The 20,729-nt window shown below is 67.6% G+C and carries 5 protein-coding genes; all 5 read left to right on the plus strand.

Going from position 1 to position 20,729, the window contains the following annotated elements; translation table 11 throughout:
* Nucleotides 1-86 precede the first annotated feature (86 nt).
* Nucleotides 87-1,322 carry a cysteine--1-D-myo-inosityl 2-amino-2-deoxy-alpha-D-glucopyranoside ligase gene (gene mshC / locus K883_RS19555; protein ID WP_014711525.1) on the plus strand — a complete coding sequence of 412 codons (1,236 nt, stop codon included), beginning with the start codon at nt 87-89 and terminating at the stop codon, nt 1,320-1,322.
* A 542-nt stretch (nt 1,323-1,864) separates the two neighbouring features.
* Nucleotides 1,865-4,522, plus strand: coding sequence for a helix-turn-helix transcriptional regulator (locus K883_RS19560; protein WP_020822401.1), 2,658 nt, complete (start codon nt 1,865-1,867; stop codon nt 4,520-4,522).
* Between the two features lie 459 nt (nt 4,523-4,981).
* On the plus strand, nt 4,982-7,615 hold the full coding sequence (locus tag K883_RS19565) for a helix-turn-helix transcriptional regulator (protein WP_020822402.1): 2,634 nt from the start codon (nt 4,982-4,984) through the stop codon (nt 7,613-7,615).
* A 487-nt stretch (nt 7,616-8,102) separates the two neighbouring features.
* Nucleotides 8,103-8,336, plus strand: a complete 234-nt coding sequence (locus K883_RS19570; protein WP_014711528.1) for an MbtH family protein — start codon at nt 8,103-8,105, stop codon at nt 8,334-8,336.
* Between the two features lie 17 nt (nt 8,337-8,353).
* Nucleotides 8,354-20,729 (plus strand): non-ribosomal peptide synthetase (locus K883_RS19575; protein ID WP_179945106.1); only part of this gene is annotated, 12,376 nt, incomplete at its 3' end.

A 20,729-nucleotide genomic window follows, 5' to 3' on the forward strand; every position in this document is an offset into this window, starting at 1 on the left:
CATCGTCGGCGCGCTGAAGCTGATTGCGTGCCTCCTCCGCGGCCCACTGCGCGGGCCCCATCGTCGGCGCGCTTAGGCTGATTGCCATGCAGTCGTGGTCTTCCCCACAGGTCCCTGTATTGGCGGGGCGCGGCCCGGAGCTTCGGCTGTATGACACCTCTGACCGGCAGGTGCGCCCCGTGGCGGCCGGGTCGACCGCCACGATGTATGTCTGCGGCATCACCCCGTACGACGCGACCCACCTGGGCCACGCCGCAACCTATCTGGCGTTCGATCTCATCTACCGCCTATGGCTGGATCTCGGCCACGACGTCCACTACGTCCAGAACGTCACCGACGTCGACGACCCTCTGCTGGAGCGCGCCGAGCGCGACGGCATCGACTGGCGGGAGCTGGCGCAGCGCGAGGTGTCGCTGTTCCGTGAGGACATGACCGCGCTGCGCATGCTGGCACCCCGCGAGTACGTCGGGGCGACCGAGGCGATCGCCGAGGTCGTCGAGCTGGTCGAGAAGATGCTGGCGTCCGGGGCGGCCTACGTCGTCGAGGGCGAATACCCCGACATCTACTACCGCGCCGACGCCACGCCCCAGTTCGGCTACGAGTCGGGCTATGACCGAGAAACCATGCTGCGCTTGTTCTCCGAGCGCGGCGGCGACCCGCAGCGGCCCGGCAAGACCGATCAGCTCGACGCCCTGCTATGGCGGGCGGCGCGGCCCGGGGAGCCCAGCTGGCCCTCGCCGTTCGGCGACGGACGGCCCGGCTGGCACGTCGAGTGCGCGGCGATCGCCCTCAGCCGCATCGGCAGCGGCCTGGACATTCAGGGCGGGGGCAGCGACCTGATCTTTCCGCATCACGAATTCACCGCCGCGCACGCCGAATGTGTCCGCGGCGAAAGGCGATTCGCGCGCCACTACGTACACGCCGGGATGATCGGCTGGGACGGGCACAAGATGTCCAAGAGCCGCGGCAACCTGGTGCTGGTGTCGACGCTGCGCGCCCAAGGCGTCGAGGCGGCGGCCATCCGGCTGGGCCTGCTGGCCGGCCACTATCGCGGCGACCGGTACTGGAGCCAGCAGGTGCTCGACGAGGCCGTCGCCCGGCTGCAGCGCTGGCGCACCGCGACCGCGCTCCCGACCGGCCCTGACGCGGCCGACGTGATCGCGCGGGTGCGCCAATATCTGGCCGACGACCTCGACACGCCCAAAGCCCTTGCGGCGCTTGATGGTTGGTCAACCGATGCGCTCGAGTACGGTGGCCACGACGCCGAGGCGCCCCGCCTGGTGGCGACCGCGATCGATGCGCTCCTGGGCGTGGCCCTGTAGTCGCGGTAAACCTATCGCGACGAAAACCGCTCGCACGTTCTGCAACCCCTCGCGGAGGCGACGCGAAAGTCATGCAAGGCGCCTGAGCCAATCCAAGCCGTCCCTATGAGTTTGCTGAGGGGGGCCTCGGCCGGTGCCCGGGCAAACTTATGAAACAGCTGTACAATCAGCATATTTAATTTACATATGTGTGAATTGAGGGGCAGAAAATAATTTGCTGTCCGCGGCCTACCCGAGTATATTTCAAGTAATACTGGTTCTAGAGGGGTGAGGTCCCGCGCGTACGAGGAGCGGGTCAGCTCGGTGGATATCGGGCAGACGGCGAGGCTGACCGGCAAGTCGCGATCGTAGTCGGCGGCACAAACAACGTGTGGCGGCTACCGCTGGGCCGTGCCGGCCCCGATGGAGATTTACGACCGAACCCACGGAAGCTGCCTGATATGTATGCACGAAATACGCGCACCGCGCCCTTGAATTAAGTAGGGCTTCAGATGCACGGGGGTAAGGGGTCAGCGTGGCCTGTAGTTGGGCGCGATGTCGAGTTGCGACGATCGCTGGGGGCGCTCAGTAACGGCGAGTTCCAAGGCGTCGCGTTGGTCGGCGACAGCGGCGTGGGCAAGTCGACGCTCGCGCGGATGCTGGCCAAGACGGTGGAGTCGGCCGGGCGCACGGTGCGATTTGCGCTGGGCACTCAAACGGGTCGTGCTGTGCCGTTGGGCGCCTTTTCGCGCGCGGTGAGCCTTGGGGTGGCACACGAGCCGGCGATCATGCTGGCCGCCGCGCATCACACCTTGAGTCAGGACAAGAACCTGGTGGTGGTGGTCGACGACGCACAGCTGCTCGATCCGCTGTCGGCCACCTTCGTCAATCAGCTTGCGGCCGGCCGCAGCGCGAAGTTGATCGTGACCATCCGGTCCGGCGATTCGGTCTTGGACGCGGTGACCGCATTGTTGAAAGAGCGCCTGTTGCTGACCGTCCACATCGATCCGTTCACGCGCGAGCAGACCGAGGCGCTGGCCGGCGCGGTTCTGGGTGGTCCGGTCGACCCACGCTTGGTCGACGAGTTGTCCGAGCGCAGTGCGGGAAACCTGTTGCTCCTACGCGGCTTTCTGACCGCCGGCCGCGAAAATGGGACCCTGGTTCAGGGCGAACACGGCTGGCAACTCCAGGGCCCGCTGCGCGCAGATCGCGAACTTTACGACGTTCTGGAGTTTCAGCTGCGCTCGCTGACCGCAGCGGAGCTGGAGGTAGTGGAGATCTTGGCCACCGGCGAGGTGCTGGGGTGGGAGATCCTGCGGGAGATCTGCGATGCCGACGCGGTGGCGAACCTGGAGCGTCGTGGTCTGATCCAGTTGGTTGCCGACGGATCCCACGCTCTGGCGCAGTTGAACAACCCGATGCTTGGTGAAGCGGCGACCCGACACGCCGGGATGGTGCGCATCCGGGAACTCAACGGCAAGTTGGCGCGAGCCCTTCAAGAGCAGCAGCGGGCAGGGAGCCGGCTACCGGGGTTGCCCGGCCCGCAGGGACGAATTCGGCTGGCCCAGTTCATGATGCGAAGCGACCTACAGCCCGACCTGGAGATGGTCATCAATGCAGGGGTGGACGCGCTGGCGATGTCGAATGTGGGGTTGGGCGAGGAGTTGGCGAGGTTCGCGGTCGATCGCGGCGGCGGTCTGCCGGCCGCTCTGGTGCTCGCCGAGGCGGTGAGCTGGCAGGGGCGCGGCGAGGAGGCCGATGCCGCGCTCGTCGACGCCGAGCCCGACGGCGGCGACGAGTGGCTGATCGCGCGGTGGGGCTGTCTGCGCGCTGCCAACTTGTACTGGGGTTGCGGGGACGTCGAATCCGCCACCCAGGTACTCGATGACGTGAAAAAGCTTGTCTCGTCCGAGTTGTGCCTTCGCCTCATCAAGGCGCTGGAGGTCTCCATGGCGTACTTCCGTGGCGACGTAGAGACGACGATCGAACTCGGGCCGGGCCTATGCGAACCCGATGCACTGCCGATGGCGACCGTGTGGGCGGTTTTCCCGACATGTTGTGCGTTGGCGGGAGCCGGGCGGTTGTCCGAGGTTCGCGGCTTGGCGGCCATCGGAGCGCGCGCGGCCGAGCTGTGCGGATTGGGGCCGCATCGATTCAACATCGGCATGGCCGAGGTCATGGCGGCGACGGCCGCCGGCGACTATCCGGCCGCGGAGCAGATCTACGAGCGTTACGCCGCGATGGCCGCCGGCCTTCTTGCCGCGGAGGCCATGGTCGACGCGATGCTCGGGCTGGTGCAGGTAGCCCGCGGTGAGCTGGCGTCAGCGTGCGCTGTATTCACCAATGCCACTGCGGTATTCGCCCAGGGTTTTCCGTCGCCGTGGCTGATCGTGGTGGCCGCCTTGCATGCCCAGGCCGAGGGGGCGCGGGGCGACAGTGCGGCGGCCGCCGCGGCGTTGCGGCGAGCGGAGAAAAGCTACGGACCGCATGTCGCGGTGTTCCTGCCCGAACTCGAACTCGCCCGGGCGTGGGAACGGGCAGCTGCCGGTGACACGTCGGCCGCCCAAGCGCACGCGACGCAAGCGGCGCAGATCGCGCGAGCGGCCAGGATGCATGCGGTGGAGATGCGGGCACGCCACACGGCTGTGCGCTTCGGCGATCGTTCGCAGGCCACGCCGCTGGAGAAACTCGCTCGTATCCTGAACACCCCGTTGGCCGCGGCGGTCGCCGACCATGCCTGCGCTCTGGCGAAACACGACGGTGCCCTGCTCGATGCCGCCGCGGGTCGGTTCGCTGATCTCGGCGCATTGGCCCTTGCCGCGGACGCGTGGGCGCAGGCGGCCGGCGAGCATGGCCGCCGAGGCGATCGCGGCAAGAAATTTGAGTCGTCGACCCGGGCGCACGCTTTGGCGAGCCATTGCGAGTTGCACACACCGGCGGTCGAGAGCGCGGCACGCCCACTTCCCTTCAGCGGCCGTGAGCGCCAGATCGTCATGCTGGTCGCGGCCGGTTTATCCAACCGGCAGATCGCCGACCAGTTGGTCATCTCGGTGCGCACGGTGGAGGGACACCTGTATCGGCTTTTCGCCAAACTCGGGATCAATACTCGCGAGCAGCTCATCTGCTTGATGCGCAGGGAGCCGTCCATGCGAAGCGAATTGTCACGTCGCGGCGACGAGTCGCTGCGTTACGAGCGTCACGATCACCCGCGGACCGGCTGAGCCTTCGTCGGTAACCGATCGATTCGACGGGCCGCCACTCGATCTCCAGGCGCGCACCACTCGACTTATATCCGGATTCCGGCGATGCCTGCTCGAGGGACCATACCCTCCGGCACATGAGTGGCAGTCGGAAGCGCGTGGTCGCGATCGTTAACGGTGTCGGCCCGACCGTACCCGCAGAGACGGCCCTGCCGTCGGAGTTGCCGGTAGTCGAGGACCGACGCGCATCGGGCCCATCGGCGCCCACCTCGAGCTCGTTGGACGCCTTCAGGCTTTATCTGGCGGGCGCGCGTTCAGGGTTCATGTAGCGGCGGCCCAGGGCGTCGTCCGGTGGACGACAACGGCACTGGCTCGCGCCCGTCACGGACCAGCAGCAGTCTGGCCGCGACGTCGCGAGCTTGGGGGAGCGGGGAGATACATCATTTGACACAGAGGGCAAATGGGTCGACGTGGCCCATCGTGGGACGCGATGCGGAGTTGCGCCGGTCGCTGGCCGCGCTGAACAACGGGGACTTTCACGGGGTGGCGCTGATCGGCGACAGCGGCGTGGGCAAGTCGACCTTGGCGCGCATGCTCGCGAAGACGGTGGAGTCGGCGGGGCGCACGGTGCGATTTGCGCTGGGCACCCAAACGGGCTGGGCCGTGCCGCTGGGCGCCTTTTCGCGCGCGGTGAGCCTCGGGGTGGGGCATGAACCGGCGATCATGCTGGCCGCCGCGCATAACACCCTGAGCCAGGACAAGAACCTGGTGGTGGTGGTCGACGACGCGCAGCTGCTCGATCCGCTGTCGGCCACGTTGGTCAATCAGCTTGCGGCCGGCGGCGGCGCGCGGTTGATCGTGACGATCCGGTCCGGTGAGCCGGTGCTGGATGCGTTGACGGTGTTGCTGAAAGAGCGCCTGTTGTTGACCGTTCACATCGACCCGTTTACGCGCGAGCAGACCGAGCTATTGGCCGGCACGGTTCTGGGTGGTCCGGTCGACCCACGACTGGTCGACGAGTTGTTCGAGCGCAGTGCCGGAAACCCGTTGCTACTGAGGGGCTTTCTGACCGCCGGCCGCGAAAGCGGGACCTTGGTTCACGCCGAGCATGGCTGGCAACTACAAGGCCCGCTGCGGGCGGATCGCGAACTTCACGACGCTTTGGAGTTCCGGTTGCAGTCGCTGACTCCAGAGGAGTTGGAGGTGGTCGAGATCTTGGCCACCGCCGAGGTGTTGGAGTGGGAGATCCTGCGCGACATCTGCGATGCCGACGCGATGGCAAACCTCGAGCGTCGTGGTCTGATCCAGTTGGTCGCCGACGGATCCCACACCCTGGCGCAACTCAATCACCCCATGCTCGGTGAAGCGGCCACCCGCCACGCGGGGATAGTGCGCTCGCGGCAGCTCAACGGCATCCTGGCGAAAACCCTTCGGAGGCACCTGAGGGCGGGCGGGCGGCGCTCGCACTTCGCCGATCCGCGAGGCCGAATCCGATTGGCTCAGTTCATGTTGCGCAGCGACCTGGAGCCCGACCTCGAGGTGGTCATCGATGCGGCGGCCAGCGCACTGGCGATGTCGAACGTGGCGCTTGGTGAGGAACTGGCCAAGTTCGCGGTCGAACGCGGTGGTGGCCTGCCGGCCGCTCTGGTGCTTGCCGAGGCGGTGAGTTGGCAGGGGCGCGGCGAGGAGGCCGAATCCATTCTTCTGGACGTCGACCTCGGTGACGCCGACGACTGGCTGATCGCGCGGTGGGGCTGCCTGCGCGCCGCCAACTTGGCGTGGGGTTGCGGTGACGCCGAAACCGCGACGCGCGTAGTGGCCGAGGCGAGGCAGCGCCTCGTGGCCGAGGGCGCCCTCCAGCTGCTCGCCGCGCTGGAGATATCGATTGGGTTCTTCTGCGGCGACATCGAGACGACGATCGAGCTCGGGCCGCGCCTGTGCGAGGCCGACGTAGTGCCGATGGCGACCGTGTGGGCGGCCGTCGCGACATGCGGCGCTTTGATGGCGGCCGGACGCTTTTCCGAAGTCAGCCGCATCGCCGCCGCCGGCGTGCGCGCGACGGCACTCTGCAGGGCGGGCGCGCAGCGGTTCGCCATCGGAATGGCCGAGGTGATGGTCGCGACCGCGGCCGGCGACTACCCGGCGGCCGACCGAATCCATAGGCGCTACGCCGCGCTGGCCACCGGTCTCCCCGCGGCGAAGGCCATGGTTGACGCCATGCTCGGGCTCGTGCAGGTGAGCCGCGGCGAGCTGTCGTCGGCGTGCGCCACACTTGACCGGTCCATTTCCCAGCTTTCCCAAGGCTTTCCGTCGCCGTGGCTGCTGGTCGTGGCTGCCCTGCTGGCCCAGGCCGAGGGGGCGCGCGGCGATGGCTCCGCGGCCGCCGCGGCGTTGCGGCGTGCGGAGGAAACGTATGGACCCCACGTCGGGGTGTTTTTGCCCGAACTCGAACTGGCCCGGGCCTGGGAGAGGGCAGCCGCCGGCGACACGACGGCCGCCCAATCGCATGCGATGCAGGCGGCGCAGATCGCGCGAGCGGCCGCGATGCACGTGGCGGAGATGCGGGCGCGCCATGCCGCCGTTCGCTTCGGGGACCGGTCACAGGCCAAGCGCGTGGATGAGCTCGCCCGAATGCTGGGCTCTCCTTCGGCGCAAGCGGTCGCCGACCAAGCCCGCGGTCTGGCGCAGCGCGACGGTGATCTGCTCGATGTCGCCGCGCACAAATTCGCCGATCTCGGCGCGTTGGCTTTTGCCGCCGACGCGTCGGCCCAAGCGGCCGGCGAGCATGCCCGGCGGGGCGAGCGGCGCAAGGAGGTCGAGTCGTCGAGTTGGGCGCATGCTTTGGCCGGCCAGTGCGGCGTGCGTACACCGGCGCTCGAGGCCGCGGCGCGCCCCCTTCCGTTCAGTGGGCGTGAACGTCAGATCGTGCTGCTGGTCGCGGCCGGATTGTCCAATCGTCAGATCGCCGACCGGCTGGTTATTTCGGTGCGCACCGTCGAGGGACACCTGTACCGGCTTTTCACCAAACTCGGCGTCAACAATCGCGACCAGCTCGTTCAGCTACTGAACCTGGATTGGTCCGCGACAAACAACGACGATTCGAGCACGTCATGACGACGGTGCCGCGCCGGCGGATGGCCATCGAATAAGCCGCGCTGGCCGCTCAAGCCGACCTTTCCCGACCCGGCTACCGCATTTGCGGGTCCATCGCCGCGGGGGAGCCGTAGCCCGTCGTCTGCGGCACGTCCGGCTGTCTCTCCCTGCGGCCGTGAACACAGGGCCGGCGCCCGCGTATCCGCCGAACAACAAAGACAGCATTATCGCGAAACACGCTGCAGCAGAATCAAATCCGGGCTACCACGCGAATTCTCGGCGAACTCTGCCTGCCGCCACCAAGGGTCACTCTCGTAAATCGCGCTTACCACTCTATGTGCGCGTCCGGACTACGCTACCCGGCTTGATAAGGCCGACAACAGGATTGAAACCCATACGCTCCCGGTCATGTCGAGACCGATGCCGGGTCAAGCCCCCTAGCGCCCGGTCCAATACAGCACGTGCAGTGAAGTGCGCGACCCATGCGACAACGACATTTGGAGGCCCGATGAGTACCAATCCGTTCGACGACGACACTTGCAGCTTTTTCGTCTTGATCAACGACGAAGAGCAGCACAGCCTATGGCCGGCGTTCGCCGATATTCCGGCCGGCTGGCAGACGGTTTATGGCGAAGCGGATCGCGCCGAGTGCCTGGAGTACATCGAACAGAACTGGCCCGATATCCGGCCGAAGACGCTGCGGAACAGGCTGGCGGCAGCGCGCCAGGCTTCTGACAGGTAGACGGCAAAGGGAATCCGATGACGATCGATGACCGGGCGCTGTCGGTTGGGCGCGAGCGACTGACGGAATCTGACGGTGGGCCATTCCCGCTGACGCGCGGGCAACTCGATATATGGCTTGCGCAGGAAACGGATCGCGGAGGTGCGAGGTGGCAGCTGGGCTATCTTCTGCGAATCGAGGGCACGGTCGACCCTTGGTTGCTGGAGCACACGATCCGTCAAGTGGTGCGCGAGGCCGAACCATTTAGAGCCGCCTTTTTCCAGGTGGATGGCCAGGTGTTCCAAGCGGCGGTTGATTACCCGGATGTCGAGCTTGCTCGCTATGAGCGGATGGGCTCGGAGGATCCTGTCCAGGAAGCCTATCGGCTGGCATCCTCGATTCAGCGCACGGTGATGCCGCTCAGCGGGCCGCTGTTCAAATTCGCGTTGTTGCAGACGCGGGCAGATGAATTTTATTTGTTCGTCTGCTGCCACCATATAGTGGCGGACGGAATCGGCCTCGCTCTTGTTTGTCATCGGATCGGCGATGTCTACAATGCCATGGCGTCGGGCGCACCGATTCCCCCCGCTTTTTTCGGATCGCTGAGTGATCTGATCGCTTGCGAGGCGGAATACGAAGCGTCCACCGATTATCTCGACGATCAGGCCTATTGGACTAAGAACCTGCCGGCCGAAAGCGAACCGCCTTATGGGTTGGCGCCCGCCGCGGACGGCCGTGAACCCTACGAGTCTTCTGTACCGGTGGAATTGGACCCTGTTGCTGTCTCCGGAATCCGAGAGTTGTCGCAGGCGTTGGGGGTGCGTCGTTCGTCGGTGATTGCCGCGGCATGTGCGCTGCTGGTGGGGGGGTGCGACGTCGAGGGTTCGGAGGTGGTTTTCGATTTTCCGGTAAGCAGGCGGGTCCGTCCGGAGACACAGACGGTGCCCGGAATGGTTACCGGGTTCGTCCCATTGGTGTTGAAGGCTTCGCCGGAATCCACGATTGCCAGTTTTTGTGGACATGTCGACACGCGACTGCGAGAAGCGTTGGACCATCAGCGGTTCCCGGTGCATCTCATCGAGTACAGGCGACCCCGCGGCTCCGCGCAGAGGTCGAATCGCGTAATCCTCAATTTCATCCCGACTACAAATCTGGCGAATATCGCCGGTGCCAAGATTTCGGGCACCCTGACCCATACGAATCTCGTCGATCAATGTGGGCTGGACTTCTTCAGCGACCACGATCGGCTCTTCCTCGGCCTGCAACCCGGCGCGAAGACGAGTGGGTTCGGCGGCGCTGGGCAGTGGCTTTCTCGTTGTGACATCCGCGATTTGATCGGTCGGTTGGAGCGGGTGTTGGTGGCGATGGCCGCCGATGCGGGTCGGCGGTTGTCGTCGGTGGATGTGCTGGGTGAGGGTGAGCGCGCTCGCCTGGAAGAGCTTGGTAATAAAGCGGTTTTGGCCATTCCGCACAGCGTTGCGGTGTCGGTGCCGGAGTTGTTCGCCACCCAGGTGGCCCGGATTCCGGATGCGGTGGCGGTGGTCGGTGATGGCTTGTCGCTGACGTATCGGGAGTTGGATGGGTCCTCGAATCGGTTGGCGCACCTGCTTGTTGGGCGGGGGACGGGGCCGGGGCGGACTGTGGCGGTGGTGTTGTCGCGGTCGGTCGAGGCGGTGGTGGCGATCGTGGCGGTGCTCAAGACGGGGGCGGCGTATTTGCCGATCGACCCGGGTCTGCCCGCGGAGCGGATCGGCTTCGTGCTCGGCGATGCCGCGCCGGTCGCGGCGATCACCACCGCGGCGCTGGCCGAGCGGCTCGACGGCCACGGCGTGGCGGTCATCGACGTCAACGATCCCGCCATCGACGCCCAACCGGACACGGATTTGTCGGGGCCGGAGCCTGGGGATATCGCGTATGTGATTTACACCTCGGGCACCACCGGGGTGCCCAAAGGGGTGGCGATCACGCACCGCAACGTGACCCAGTTGTTGGGGTCGTTGGAGGCCGGGCTGCCCGAGGCGGGGGTGTGGGCGCTGTGTCATTCGTTGGCGTTCGATGTGTCGGTGTGGGAGATCTTCGGGGCCCTGCTGCGCGGTGGGCGGCTGGTGGTGGTGGGCGAGGCGGTGAGCGCCTCACCGCAGGATCTGCATCGGGTGCTGGTGGCCGAGCAGGTCAGTGTGTTGACCCAGACGCCGTCGGCGGTGGCGGCGTTGCCGGTCGAGGGTTTGGAGTCGGTGGCCTTGGCGGTGGTGGGTGAGGCGTGTCCGGCCGAGGTGGTGGATCGGTGGGCGCCGGGGCGGGTGATGGTCAATGCCTATGGCCCGACCGAGACCACGATGTGTGTGGCGATCAGCGCCCCGCTGACGCAAGGATCCGGGACGCCGCCAATCGGTGCGCCGGTCGGCGGGGCGGCACTGTTCGTCCTCGACGGCTGGTTGCATCCCGTGCCCGCGGGGGTGGTCGGTGAGTTGTATGTGGCCGGTGCCGGGGTGGCGGCCGGGTATGCGGGTCGTGCGTCATTGACCGCCTCGCGGTTTGTGGCCTGCCCATTCGGAGCGCCGGGCCAACGGATGTATCGGACCGGGGATCTGGTGCGTTGGCGCGCCGACGGGCAGCTGGATTACCTGGGGCGTGCCGATGAGCAGGTCAAGATCCGCGGCTATCGCATCGAACTCGGCGAAATTCAAAGCGCACTGACGAACCTCGACGACGTGGAGCAGGCGGTGGTCATCGCCCGCGAGGACCGCCCCGGCGACAAACGCCTGGTCGCCTACGTCACTGGGACCGCGGACCCGGCCGACCTGCGTGCCGCGCTGGGCGAGCGGCTACCGGAATATATGGTGCCGGCCGCGGTGGTCGTCCTGGAGGCGCTGCCGTTGACGGTCAACGGCAAACTCGATACCCGCGCCCTGCCCGCACCCGAATACCAGAGCGCCGGATATCGCGCGCCGGCCAACCCGGTCGAAGAGATCCTGGCCGGCGCGTTCGCCGAGGTCCTCGGGATTGAGCGCGTCGGGGTCGACCAGTCGTTCTTCGATCTGGGCGGGGACTCGCTGCTCGCGACGCGCCTGGTCGCCATAATCAACGCCAGCCTCGATGCCGAGCTCTCGGTACCCGCCCTGTTTGACGCGCCCACGGTTGGCCAGTTGGCGCTCCGCGTCGCCGGGGATGGCGGCCGACGCGAGCCCGTGGTGGCCCTGGAGCGGCCCGCGGTGGTGCCGTTGTCGTTTGCCCAGCAACGCTTGTGGTTCATCGACCAACTGCAAGGGCCTTCACCGATCTACAACATACCGGCGGCGTTGCGGCTCAGCGGACGGCTGGATGCCGAGGCGTTAGGGGCGGCGCTGTCCGACGTCGTGGCCCGCCATGAGAGCCTCCGCACGCTCTTTGCGGCGCCCAACGGAACACCGCAGCAGGTGGTTATCCCAAGGGAAGAAGTCGATTTCGGCTGGCAGATCATTGATGCCACCGGCTGGTCGGAAAGCCGGCTGAGTGAGGCCGTCAAAGCCACAGCGTGCCACAAGTTCGATTTGGCCACCGAGATTCCTTTGCGGGCACGGCTTTTCCGCATCGCGGACGACGAACACGTGCTGGTGGCCGTGGTGCACCACATCGCTTCCGACGGCTGGTCGATCACCGCGCTGGTGCGTGATCTGGGACTGGCTTATGCCAGCCGGTGTGCGGGGCAGGCACCCGGTTGGGCGCCGTTGCCGGTGCAGTACGCCGATTACACGCTGTGGCAGCGCACCCAGCTCGGTGAGGTCACCGACAGCGACAGTCCGATCGCCGCGCAGCTGGCGTACTGGGAGCAGGAGCTGGCCGGGCTGCCCGAGCGCCTGGCATTGCCCACCGACCGGCCCTATCCGCCGGTGGCCGACTACCGCGGCGCCAGCGTGGTCGTGGACTGGCCGGTTGAGCTGCAGCTGCGGATTGCTCAGGTCGCCCGCGAGCACAACGCGACCAGGTTCATGGTGATCCAGGCCGCCCTGGCCGCACTGCTGGCCAAGCTGACCGCCAGCAGCGACGTGGCGGTCGGATTCGCGATCGCCGGGCGGCGCGACCCGGCGCTCGACGAGCTGGTGGGGTTTTTCATCAACACCCTCGTGCTGCGGGTCGATGCGGCAGGGGATCCCACCGTGGCCGAGTTGCTCGCTCAGGTGCGGGCGCGCAGCGTGGCCGCCTACGAGCACCAGGACGTGCCCTTCGAGGTGCTCGTGGAGCGCCTCAACCCGACACGAAGCCTGGCGCACCACCCGCTGATACAGGTGGTGTTGGCCTGGCAGAACTTCCCCGGCCACACCAGCGATCCCGCCGCCGGGCTGGACTTGGGTGACCTACAGGTCACGCGTTTGCCGGTGGACACCCAGTCGGCGCGCATGGATCTGACATTCACGCTGGCCGAACGGTTCACCGAGGCCGGTGAGCCCGCCGGGATCGCCGGGGATGTGGAATTCCGCACCGACGTGTTCGACGCGGCCAGCATCGAGGTATTGATCGAGCGGTTGGAGCGGGTGCTGGCGGCGATGACCGCCGATCCCAGCCGGCGATTGTCGTCAGTGGATGTCCTGGATGCCGCTGAGCGCGCACACCTGGACAAGGTCGGTAACCGGGCGGTGTTGGCCCGGCCGGTGCCAACCGCGGCGTCGATTCCGGCGGTGTTCGCCGCTCAGGCGGCGCGCACGCCGGAGGCCGCGGCGATCACTTTTGAAGGCCGGTCGATGACCTACCGGGAGCTCGACGAGGCGTCGAACCGGTTGGCGCACCTGTTGGCCGCCCTGGGCGCCGGCCCGGGACAGTGTGTGGCGCTGCTGTTGCCACGGTCGGCCGGGGCGGTCGTGGCGGTAATGGCGGTGCTCAAGACCGGGGCGGCCTATCTGGCGATCGATCCGGCGCACCCGACGGCGCGAATGGAGTTCATGGTTGCCGATGCCGGACCGATCGCGGCGATCACCACCACAGGGCTGGTCGACCGGTTCGACGGCCGTGACCTGCCGGTCATCGATGTCGACGATCCGCGCATCCTGGGCTGCCCGTGCACGGGCCTGCCGATGCCGGCTGCCGAGGAGATCGCCTACCTGATCTACACGTCGGGCACCACCGGGGTTCCCAAAGGCGTTGCCATTCCCCACCACAACGTGACCCGCCTGCTGACGGCACTGAGCGCCGACCTGGAGCTGTCGCCGGAGCAGGTGTGGACGCAGTGCCATTCGCTGGCCTTCGACTACTCGGTGTGGGAGATCTTCGGTGCGCTGTTGCACGGCGGGCGGCTGGTGGTGGTACCAGAGTCCGTGACGCGCTCACCCGAAGACCTGCACGCGTTGCTCATCGCCGAACAGGTCAGCGTATTGAGCCAGACGCCGTCGGCGTTTTATGCGCTGCAAACCGCCGATGCGCGGGCACCCGAGCGGGGATCTCAGCTGAAGCTCGAGACGGTGGTGTTCGGCGGCGAGACGCTAGAACCCCAGCGCCTGGGAACCTGGTTGGACCGCCACCGCCGGTCACCGCGGCTGGTCAACATGTACGGCATCACCGAGACGACCGTGCATGCCTCGTTCCGCGAGATCAGCGTCGCCGACGTCGACCGCAGTGCCAGCCCCATCGGTGTGCCGTTGGTGCACCTTGGCTTTTTTGTGCTGGACGCGTCGTTGCGTCCGGTGCCGGTCGGGGTGGTTGGGGAGTTGTATGTGGCCGGCGGCGGGCTGGCGTACGGATACCTGGGCCGGGCCGCTTTGACCGGTTCGCGGTTTGTGGCGTGCCCGTTCGGCGCGCCGGGACAACGGATGTATCGCACCGGGGATCTGGTGAGTTGGGGGCGCGACGGGCAGCTGGATTATCTGGGTCGGGCCGATGAGCAGGTCAAGATCCGTGGGTATCGCATTGAACTCGGTGAGATCCGGGCGGCGCTGGCCGCGCTGGATGGGGTGGAGCAGGCGGCGGTGATCGCCCGCGAGGACCGCCCCGGTGACAGGCGCCTCGTCGGCTATGTCACTGGCGCCGTTGACCCGGCCGATGTTCGGGCCCGGCTGGGTCAGCGGCTGCCGGCCTACATGGTCCCGGCGGCGGTGGTGGTGATCGACGCGTTGCCGTTGACGGTCAACGGCAAACTGGACACGCGGGCGCTTCCGGCGCCCGAGTACTGCGAGGGCGATCGCTACCGCGCGCCGGCCACGCCCACCGAGGAGATCGTGGCCGGCATCTACGCCCAGGTGCTCGGGCTCGAGCGCGTCGGGGTCGACGACTCCTTCTTCGATCTGGGCGGGGATTCCCTGTCGGCGATGCGGGTCATCGCCGCCATCAACAAATCCCTGGACGCCGGTCTCGCGGTGCGCACCGTGTTCGAGTCGCCCACCGTTGCCCAGTTGGCGCCCCGTATCGGCGGGGACGGCGGTACGCGTCAGCCGTTGGTGGCCGGCGCGCGGCCGCCGATGGTGCCGTTGTCGTATGCGCAGAGCCGGTTGTGGTTCCTCGACCGGTTCGAGGGCGGGGTGGCGACCTACAACATGCCGACCGCGTTTCGGATCAGCGGGGCGCTGGACGTCGAGGCGTTGACGGCGGCCGTCGATGACGTCATCGCCCGCCACGAGGCGCTGCGCACCATATTTCCCGACATGGACGGTGTGCCGTTCCAGCAGGTGCTGCCGGCCGAGGCCGGGATGTGGCGGCGCGGCGACGCGGCAGTGGTGTCGTTGACCGAGCAGGATCTGCTCGGCGAGTTGGTGGAACTGGCGGGGTATCGGTTCGATCTGGCGACCGAGATCCCGATTCGCGCGCAGATCTATGAGGTGGGCCCCGAGCAACATGTCGTGGGAATTGTGGTGCACCACATCGCATTTGACGGGTGGTCACTGGCTCCGATGGCCCGGGATATCGGCGAGGCCTATCTGGCGCGGCGGCAGGGCCGGGCCCCGCAGTGGGCGCCGTTGCCGGTGCAGTACGCCGATTACACGCTCTGGCAACGGGATTGGTTGGGCGTCGAGTCCGATCCCGACAGTGTGATCGCCGGGCAGCTGGCCTATTGGCGGCAGGAGTTGGCGGAGCTGCCCGAGGTGGTGTCGCTGCCGGCGGATCGGGCCCGCCCGCCGGTGCCCAGCTACCGCGGCGATGCGGTGGACATGCACCTCGACCCGCGGCTGTGGGCGGGGATCAAGGCGTTGGCGGCGGCGCATAACGCAACCGCCTCGATGGTGTTGCAGGCGGCCATGGCGGTGGTCCTGCACCGGGCCGGGGTCGGCGAGGACGTGACCATGGGCACCCCGATCGCCGGGCGGATGGATGCGGCGCTGGATGAGCTGGTCGGGTTCTTCGTCAACACCTGGGTGCTGCGGGTGGGCGTGAGGCCTGCGCACCGGTTCAGCGATGTGCTCGAGCAGGTGCGCCAGAAGGCGCTGGACGCCTACACCAATCAGGATGTGCCGTTCGAGCGACTGGTCGAGCAGCTCAACCCGGTGCGCTCCACGGCGCACCATCCGCTGTTTCAGGTGGCCCTGGCCTTCCAGAACAACGTGCGCCCCGAGGTGGCGCTCGACGGGCTCAGCATCGAGCCGCTGGCGGTGGACAGCCGCACCGCCAAATTCGATCTGGATGTCGACCTGCGGGAGGTGCCCTCCGACGACCCGGCCGCACCGATGGCCGCCGGGGTCGTGACCTATGCCACGGACCTGTATGACCGGGTCACCATCGAGCGCTTCGTCACCTGGTTCACGCGGGTGATCGAAGCGGTCGTCGCGGATGCGTCGGTGGTGGTGGGCGACCTGGCGCTGCTGGATCGCGACGAGCGTGATCTGGTGCTGTCGCGGTGGTCTGGCGCCGGAGTTGGGGCGCCGGCGGGGGTGGCGCCGGAGTTGTTGGACGCGGCGGTGGCCGCCGACCCGGACGCGGTGGCGATCGTCGATCGGGCCCGGAGCTTGTCCTACCGCGAGCTCGACACGTGGTCGACGCGGCTGGCGCGGCTGCTGATCGAGGCGGGGGTGGGCCCGGAACGCGCGGTGGGCGTGGCGATGGGCCGGTCCACGGAACTCGTGGTGGCGTGGTGGGCGGTGCAGAAAGCCGGCGGCGTGTACGTGCCGGTGGATCCCGCTCACCCGGTCGAGCGGATCGCGACGGTGCTGGACGCCGTGGGCGCGGTGTGCGTGTTGACCCGCGACGCCGACACGGTGGCCGGGGCCGGGACGCGCCCGGTGCTGCGCATCGACGGCCTGGACCTGTCCGGGCGGTGCGCCGAGCCGATCACGGACGCCGACCGACTGGCGGAGTTGGGACCGGACAACACCGCGTATGTGATCTTCACGTCGGGGTCCACCGGCACCCCGAAGGGCGTGGCGGTCACCCACGGCGGTCTGCCCGGGGTCGCCGCGGCGCACCGCGAGGCGTTTGGGCTCGGCGCGGACACCCGAATGCTGGCGGTGCTCTCCCCGACATTCGACGCCGCGCTCGGTGAGTTGTTGGTCGCGGTGGGATCGCGCGGCGCGTTGGTCGTCGCGCCGCCGGAGGTGTATGCCGGCGAGGCGCTGACGGCATTGCTGCAGGAGCAACGGGTCAACGCGGCCGTGATGACCCCGACGTTGCTGTCGTCGCTGGATCGAAGCCGGCTGGATGCGTTGTCCACCTTGATCGTCGGCGGTGAAGCCTGCCCCGACGAGTTGGTGGCCGCGTGGGCGCCGGGGCGGCACATGTTCAACGGCTACGGCCCGACCGAGGCCACAATCTGGGCCACCACGGTGCCGCTGGTGGCGGGGCAGCCGGTCCGCATCGGCAGCCCGCTCCCGGGGATGCGCGCGCTGGTGCTCGACGCGCGGCTGAACCCCGCCCCCATCGGGGTGGTCGGCGAGTTGTATCTGGGCGGACCGGCGTTGGCGCGCGGCTACCTGGGCCGCGCGGATCTGACCGCGGAACGGTTCGTGGCCGATCCCTACGGGCCCGCGGGCGCGCGGCTGTATCGCACCGGCGACCTGGCGCGCTGGACGCTCGACGGAACCCTGGACTACCTCGGCCGTGCCGACGCTCAGATCAAGCTGCGCGGGCACCGCATCGAACTGGGCGAAATCGAAAACACCTTGCTGGGCTGCCCGCAGGTCGCCCGGGCGGCCGCCACCGTGCACGAGAGCAGAACCGGCTCCCACCTCGTCGCCTATGTCACCCTCGAGCAGGCCACCACCGCCGAGCGCGACGCCGACACCGTCCAAGCGTGGCAACACCTGTATGACGAGGCGTATAGCGCCGACGTGGACGCGCCGGAATTCGGCATGGATTTCCGCGGCTGGAACAGCAGCTACACCGACGATCCGATCCCGCTCGAGGAGATGATCGAGTGGCGTTCGGCCACGGTGGATCGGATCCTCGAATTGCATCCCGCGCGGGTGCTGGAGATCGGCGTGGGTTCGGGGCTATTGCTTTCCCAGTTGGCGCCGGTCTGTGCCGAGTACTGGGCCACGGACTTCTCCGCGCCGACGATCCAGAGGCTGCAGGCCGCCGTGGCCGGGCAGCCGTGGGGGGATCGGGTGCGGTTGCGGGTGCAGCCCGCCGATGTGGCAGATGCGTTGCCGGAGGGCCATTTCGATGTGGTGGTGCTCAACTCGGTGGTCCAGTACTTCCCGAGCGCGCGCTATCTCACCGACGTGCTGGCGGTCGCGATGCGATTGCTGGCACCCGGCGGGGCACTGTTCGTCGGCGACGTGCGCAATCACAGTCTGCAGGGCGCGTTTCAAACCGGCGTCGCGCTTGTCCGGGCCGCCAACGACACCGCCGACGTTGACGAGATTCGCCAACGAGTTCAGCGCGCCATGCTCGGCGAAGCCGAATTGCTGCTGGCCCCAGAGTTTTTCACCACCTGGGCTGCCGGCCATGAATCGGTTTCCGGGCTGGATATTGAAGTCAAGCGCGGCGCGGCCGACAACGAACTCAACCGGTATCGCTACGACCTCGTCGTCTTTAAAACCCCGGCGCCGGTGCGCTCACTGGCCGCCGCAGACAGCTGGGCGTGGGCCCAGTGCACGGGCCTGGGCGGGCTGCACGACCGGTTGGTGGCCGAGCGACCCGACACGATTCGCGTCACCGAGATCCCCCGCGCGGGAGTGATCAGCGACGTCCACGTCGAACACGCCCTCGCCGACGGGCTCGCCCTGTCCGACGCGCTGGCCCTGGCCGAGAGCGCGGATGCCATTGTCCCCGAACAACTCCACCGCGTTGGCGAGAACGCCGGATACCGCGTCGCGGTCACCTGGGGAGCCCAACCGGGCACCGTGGACGCGGTGTTCGTCACTGCCGCCGACGCTGAGCGGACCTGGGCGCTGACCGATCTGTATCTGCCGCCCGACGCGGCCCACCGAGTCACCAGTCACGCCAACGACCCGCAGACCAACACCAAAATCACCGCCGTGCGTCAGCAGTTGAGCGCGTGGTTGCCCGAATACATGGTGCCGACGCACATCGTGGTGCTCGACGAGTTCCCGATGACGTCCTCGGGCAAGATCGACCGTAAGGCCTTGCCGGCACCCGTTTTTGCCACCACAGCCTTCCGGGCGCCGCAGACCCAGACCGAAAAGATCGTCGCCGGCCTGTTCGCCGAGGTGCTGGCGATCGACAAGGTCGGGGCCGACGACTCGTTCTTCGACCTGGGTGGGGACTCGCTGTCGGCGATGCGGCTGATCGCCGCGGTCAACAACGTTCTGGATGCCGACCTGTCGGTGCGTGCGGTGTTCGAGGCCCCCACGGTTGCCGAATTGGCGCCCCGTATCGGTCAAGGCGCGGGCCTGGAGCCGCTGGTGCCGGCGGAGCGGCCGGCGGTGATTCCGTTGTCGTTTGCCCAGAGTCGGTTGTGGTTTATCGACCAATTGCAAGGGCCTTCACCGCTTTACAACGTGGTGGTGCCGTTGCGGCTGAGTGGGCGCCTCGATGCGGACGCGCTGGGTGCGGCGCTGGTCGATGTGGTCAGCCGCCATGAGAGCCTGCGCACCCTGTTCCGGGCGGTCGACGGGATACCGCAGCAACTGGTGGTGCCCGCCGACCAGGCCGATTTCGGCTGGGACGTCGTTGATGCCACCGGATGGCCGGCTGGCCAGGTGGAGGACGCCGTCGGCGCCGTGGTGCGCTACGGGTTTGACCTGGCCACCGAGATCCCGTTGCGGGCACGGCTTTTCCGCGTCGCCGACGACGAACACGTGATGGTGGCCGTGCTGCACGAAATCGCCGCCGACGGTTGGTCGACGACCCGCCTGGTGCGAGACATGAGTGTGGCCTATGCAAGCCGGTGCGCGGGCCGGGCCCCCGACTGGGCCCCATTGCCGGTGCAGTATGTCGACTACACGCTGTGGCAGCGCGCGCAGTTCGGCGATCTCGACGACAGTGAAAGCCGCATCGCCGCGCAGCTGGCCTACTGGGAGCAGACGCTGGCCGGGATGCCCGAGCGGCTGCAGCTGCCCACCGACCGGCCCTATCCGCCGGTGGCCGATCAGCGCGGCGCCAGGGTGACCGTCGAGTGGCCGGCGTTGTTGCAGCAGCAGATTGCTCGGATGGCCCGCGAACACAACGCGACCGGATTCATGGTGACGCAGGCCGCCCTGGCGGTGCTGCTGTCGAAGCTCAGCGCCAGCAGCGATGTGGCGGTGGGATTCGCGATCGCCGGGCGCCGCGATCCCGCGCTCGACGAGCTGGTGGGATTTTTCGTCAACACGTTGGTCCTGCGCGTCGATCTTGCCGGCGATCCCACCGTCGCCGAGCTGCTGGCGCAGGTGCGATCACGCGGCCTGGCCGCCTACGAGCACCAGGACGTGCCGTTCGAGGTACTCGTCGAGCGGCTCAACCCCACCCGATCGTTGGCCCACCACCCGCTGGTCCAGGTGATGTTGGGCTGGAACAACTTCCCGGGACAGGTCAGCGTCCCCGAGACCGGGCTGAGCTTGGGTGACCTTCAGGTCACGCCGCTGCTCGGGGACACCCAGACCGCGAAAATGGATCTGGTCTTCTTCCTCAAAGAATGCTGGACCGACGCCGGTGAGCCCGCCGGGATTTCGGGGCAAGTCGAATTTCGCACCGACGTGTTCGACGCGGACAGCGTCTTGGCGTTGATCGGTCGGTTGGAGCGGGTGTTGGTGGCGATGGCCGCCGATCCGGGTCGGCGGTTGTCGTCGGTGGATGTGCTGGGTGTGGGTGAGCGCGCTCGCCTGGAAGAGCTTGGTAATAAGGCGGTTTTGGCCATTCCGCACAGCGTTGCGGTGTCGGTGCCGGAGTTGTTCGCCACCCAGGTGGCCCGGATTCCGGATGCGGTGGCGGTGGTCGGTGATGGCTTGTCGCTGACGTATCGGGAGTTGGATGGGTCCTCGAATCGGTTGGCGCACCTGCTTGTTGGGCGGGGGACGGGGCCGGGGCGGACTGTGGCGGTGGTGTTGTCGCGGTCGGTCGAGGCGGTGGTGGCGATCG

This window comes from Mycobacterium sp. TKK-01-0059 (assembly GCF_000709305.1).
Lineage (GTDB): Bacteria > Actinomycetota > Actinomycetes > Mycobacteriales > Mycobacteriaceae > Mycobacterium > Mycobacterium intracellulare.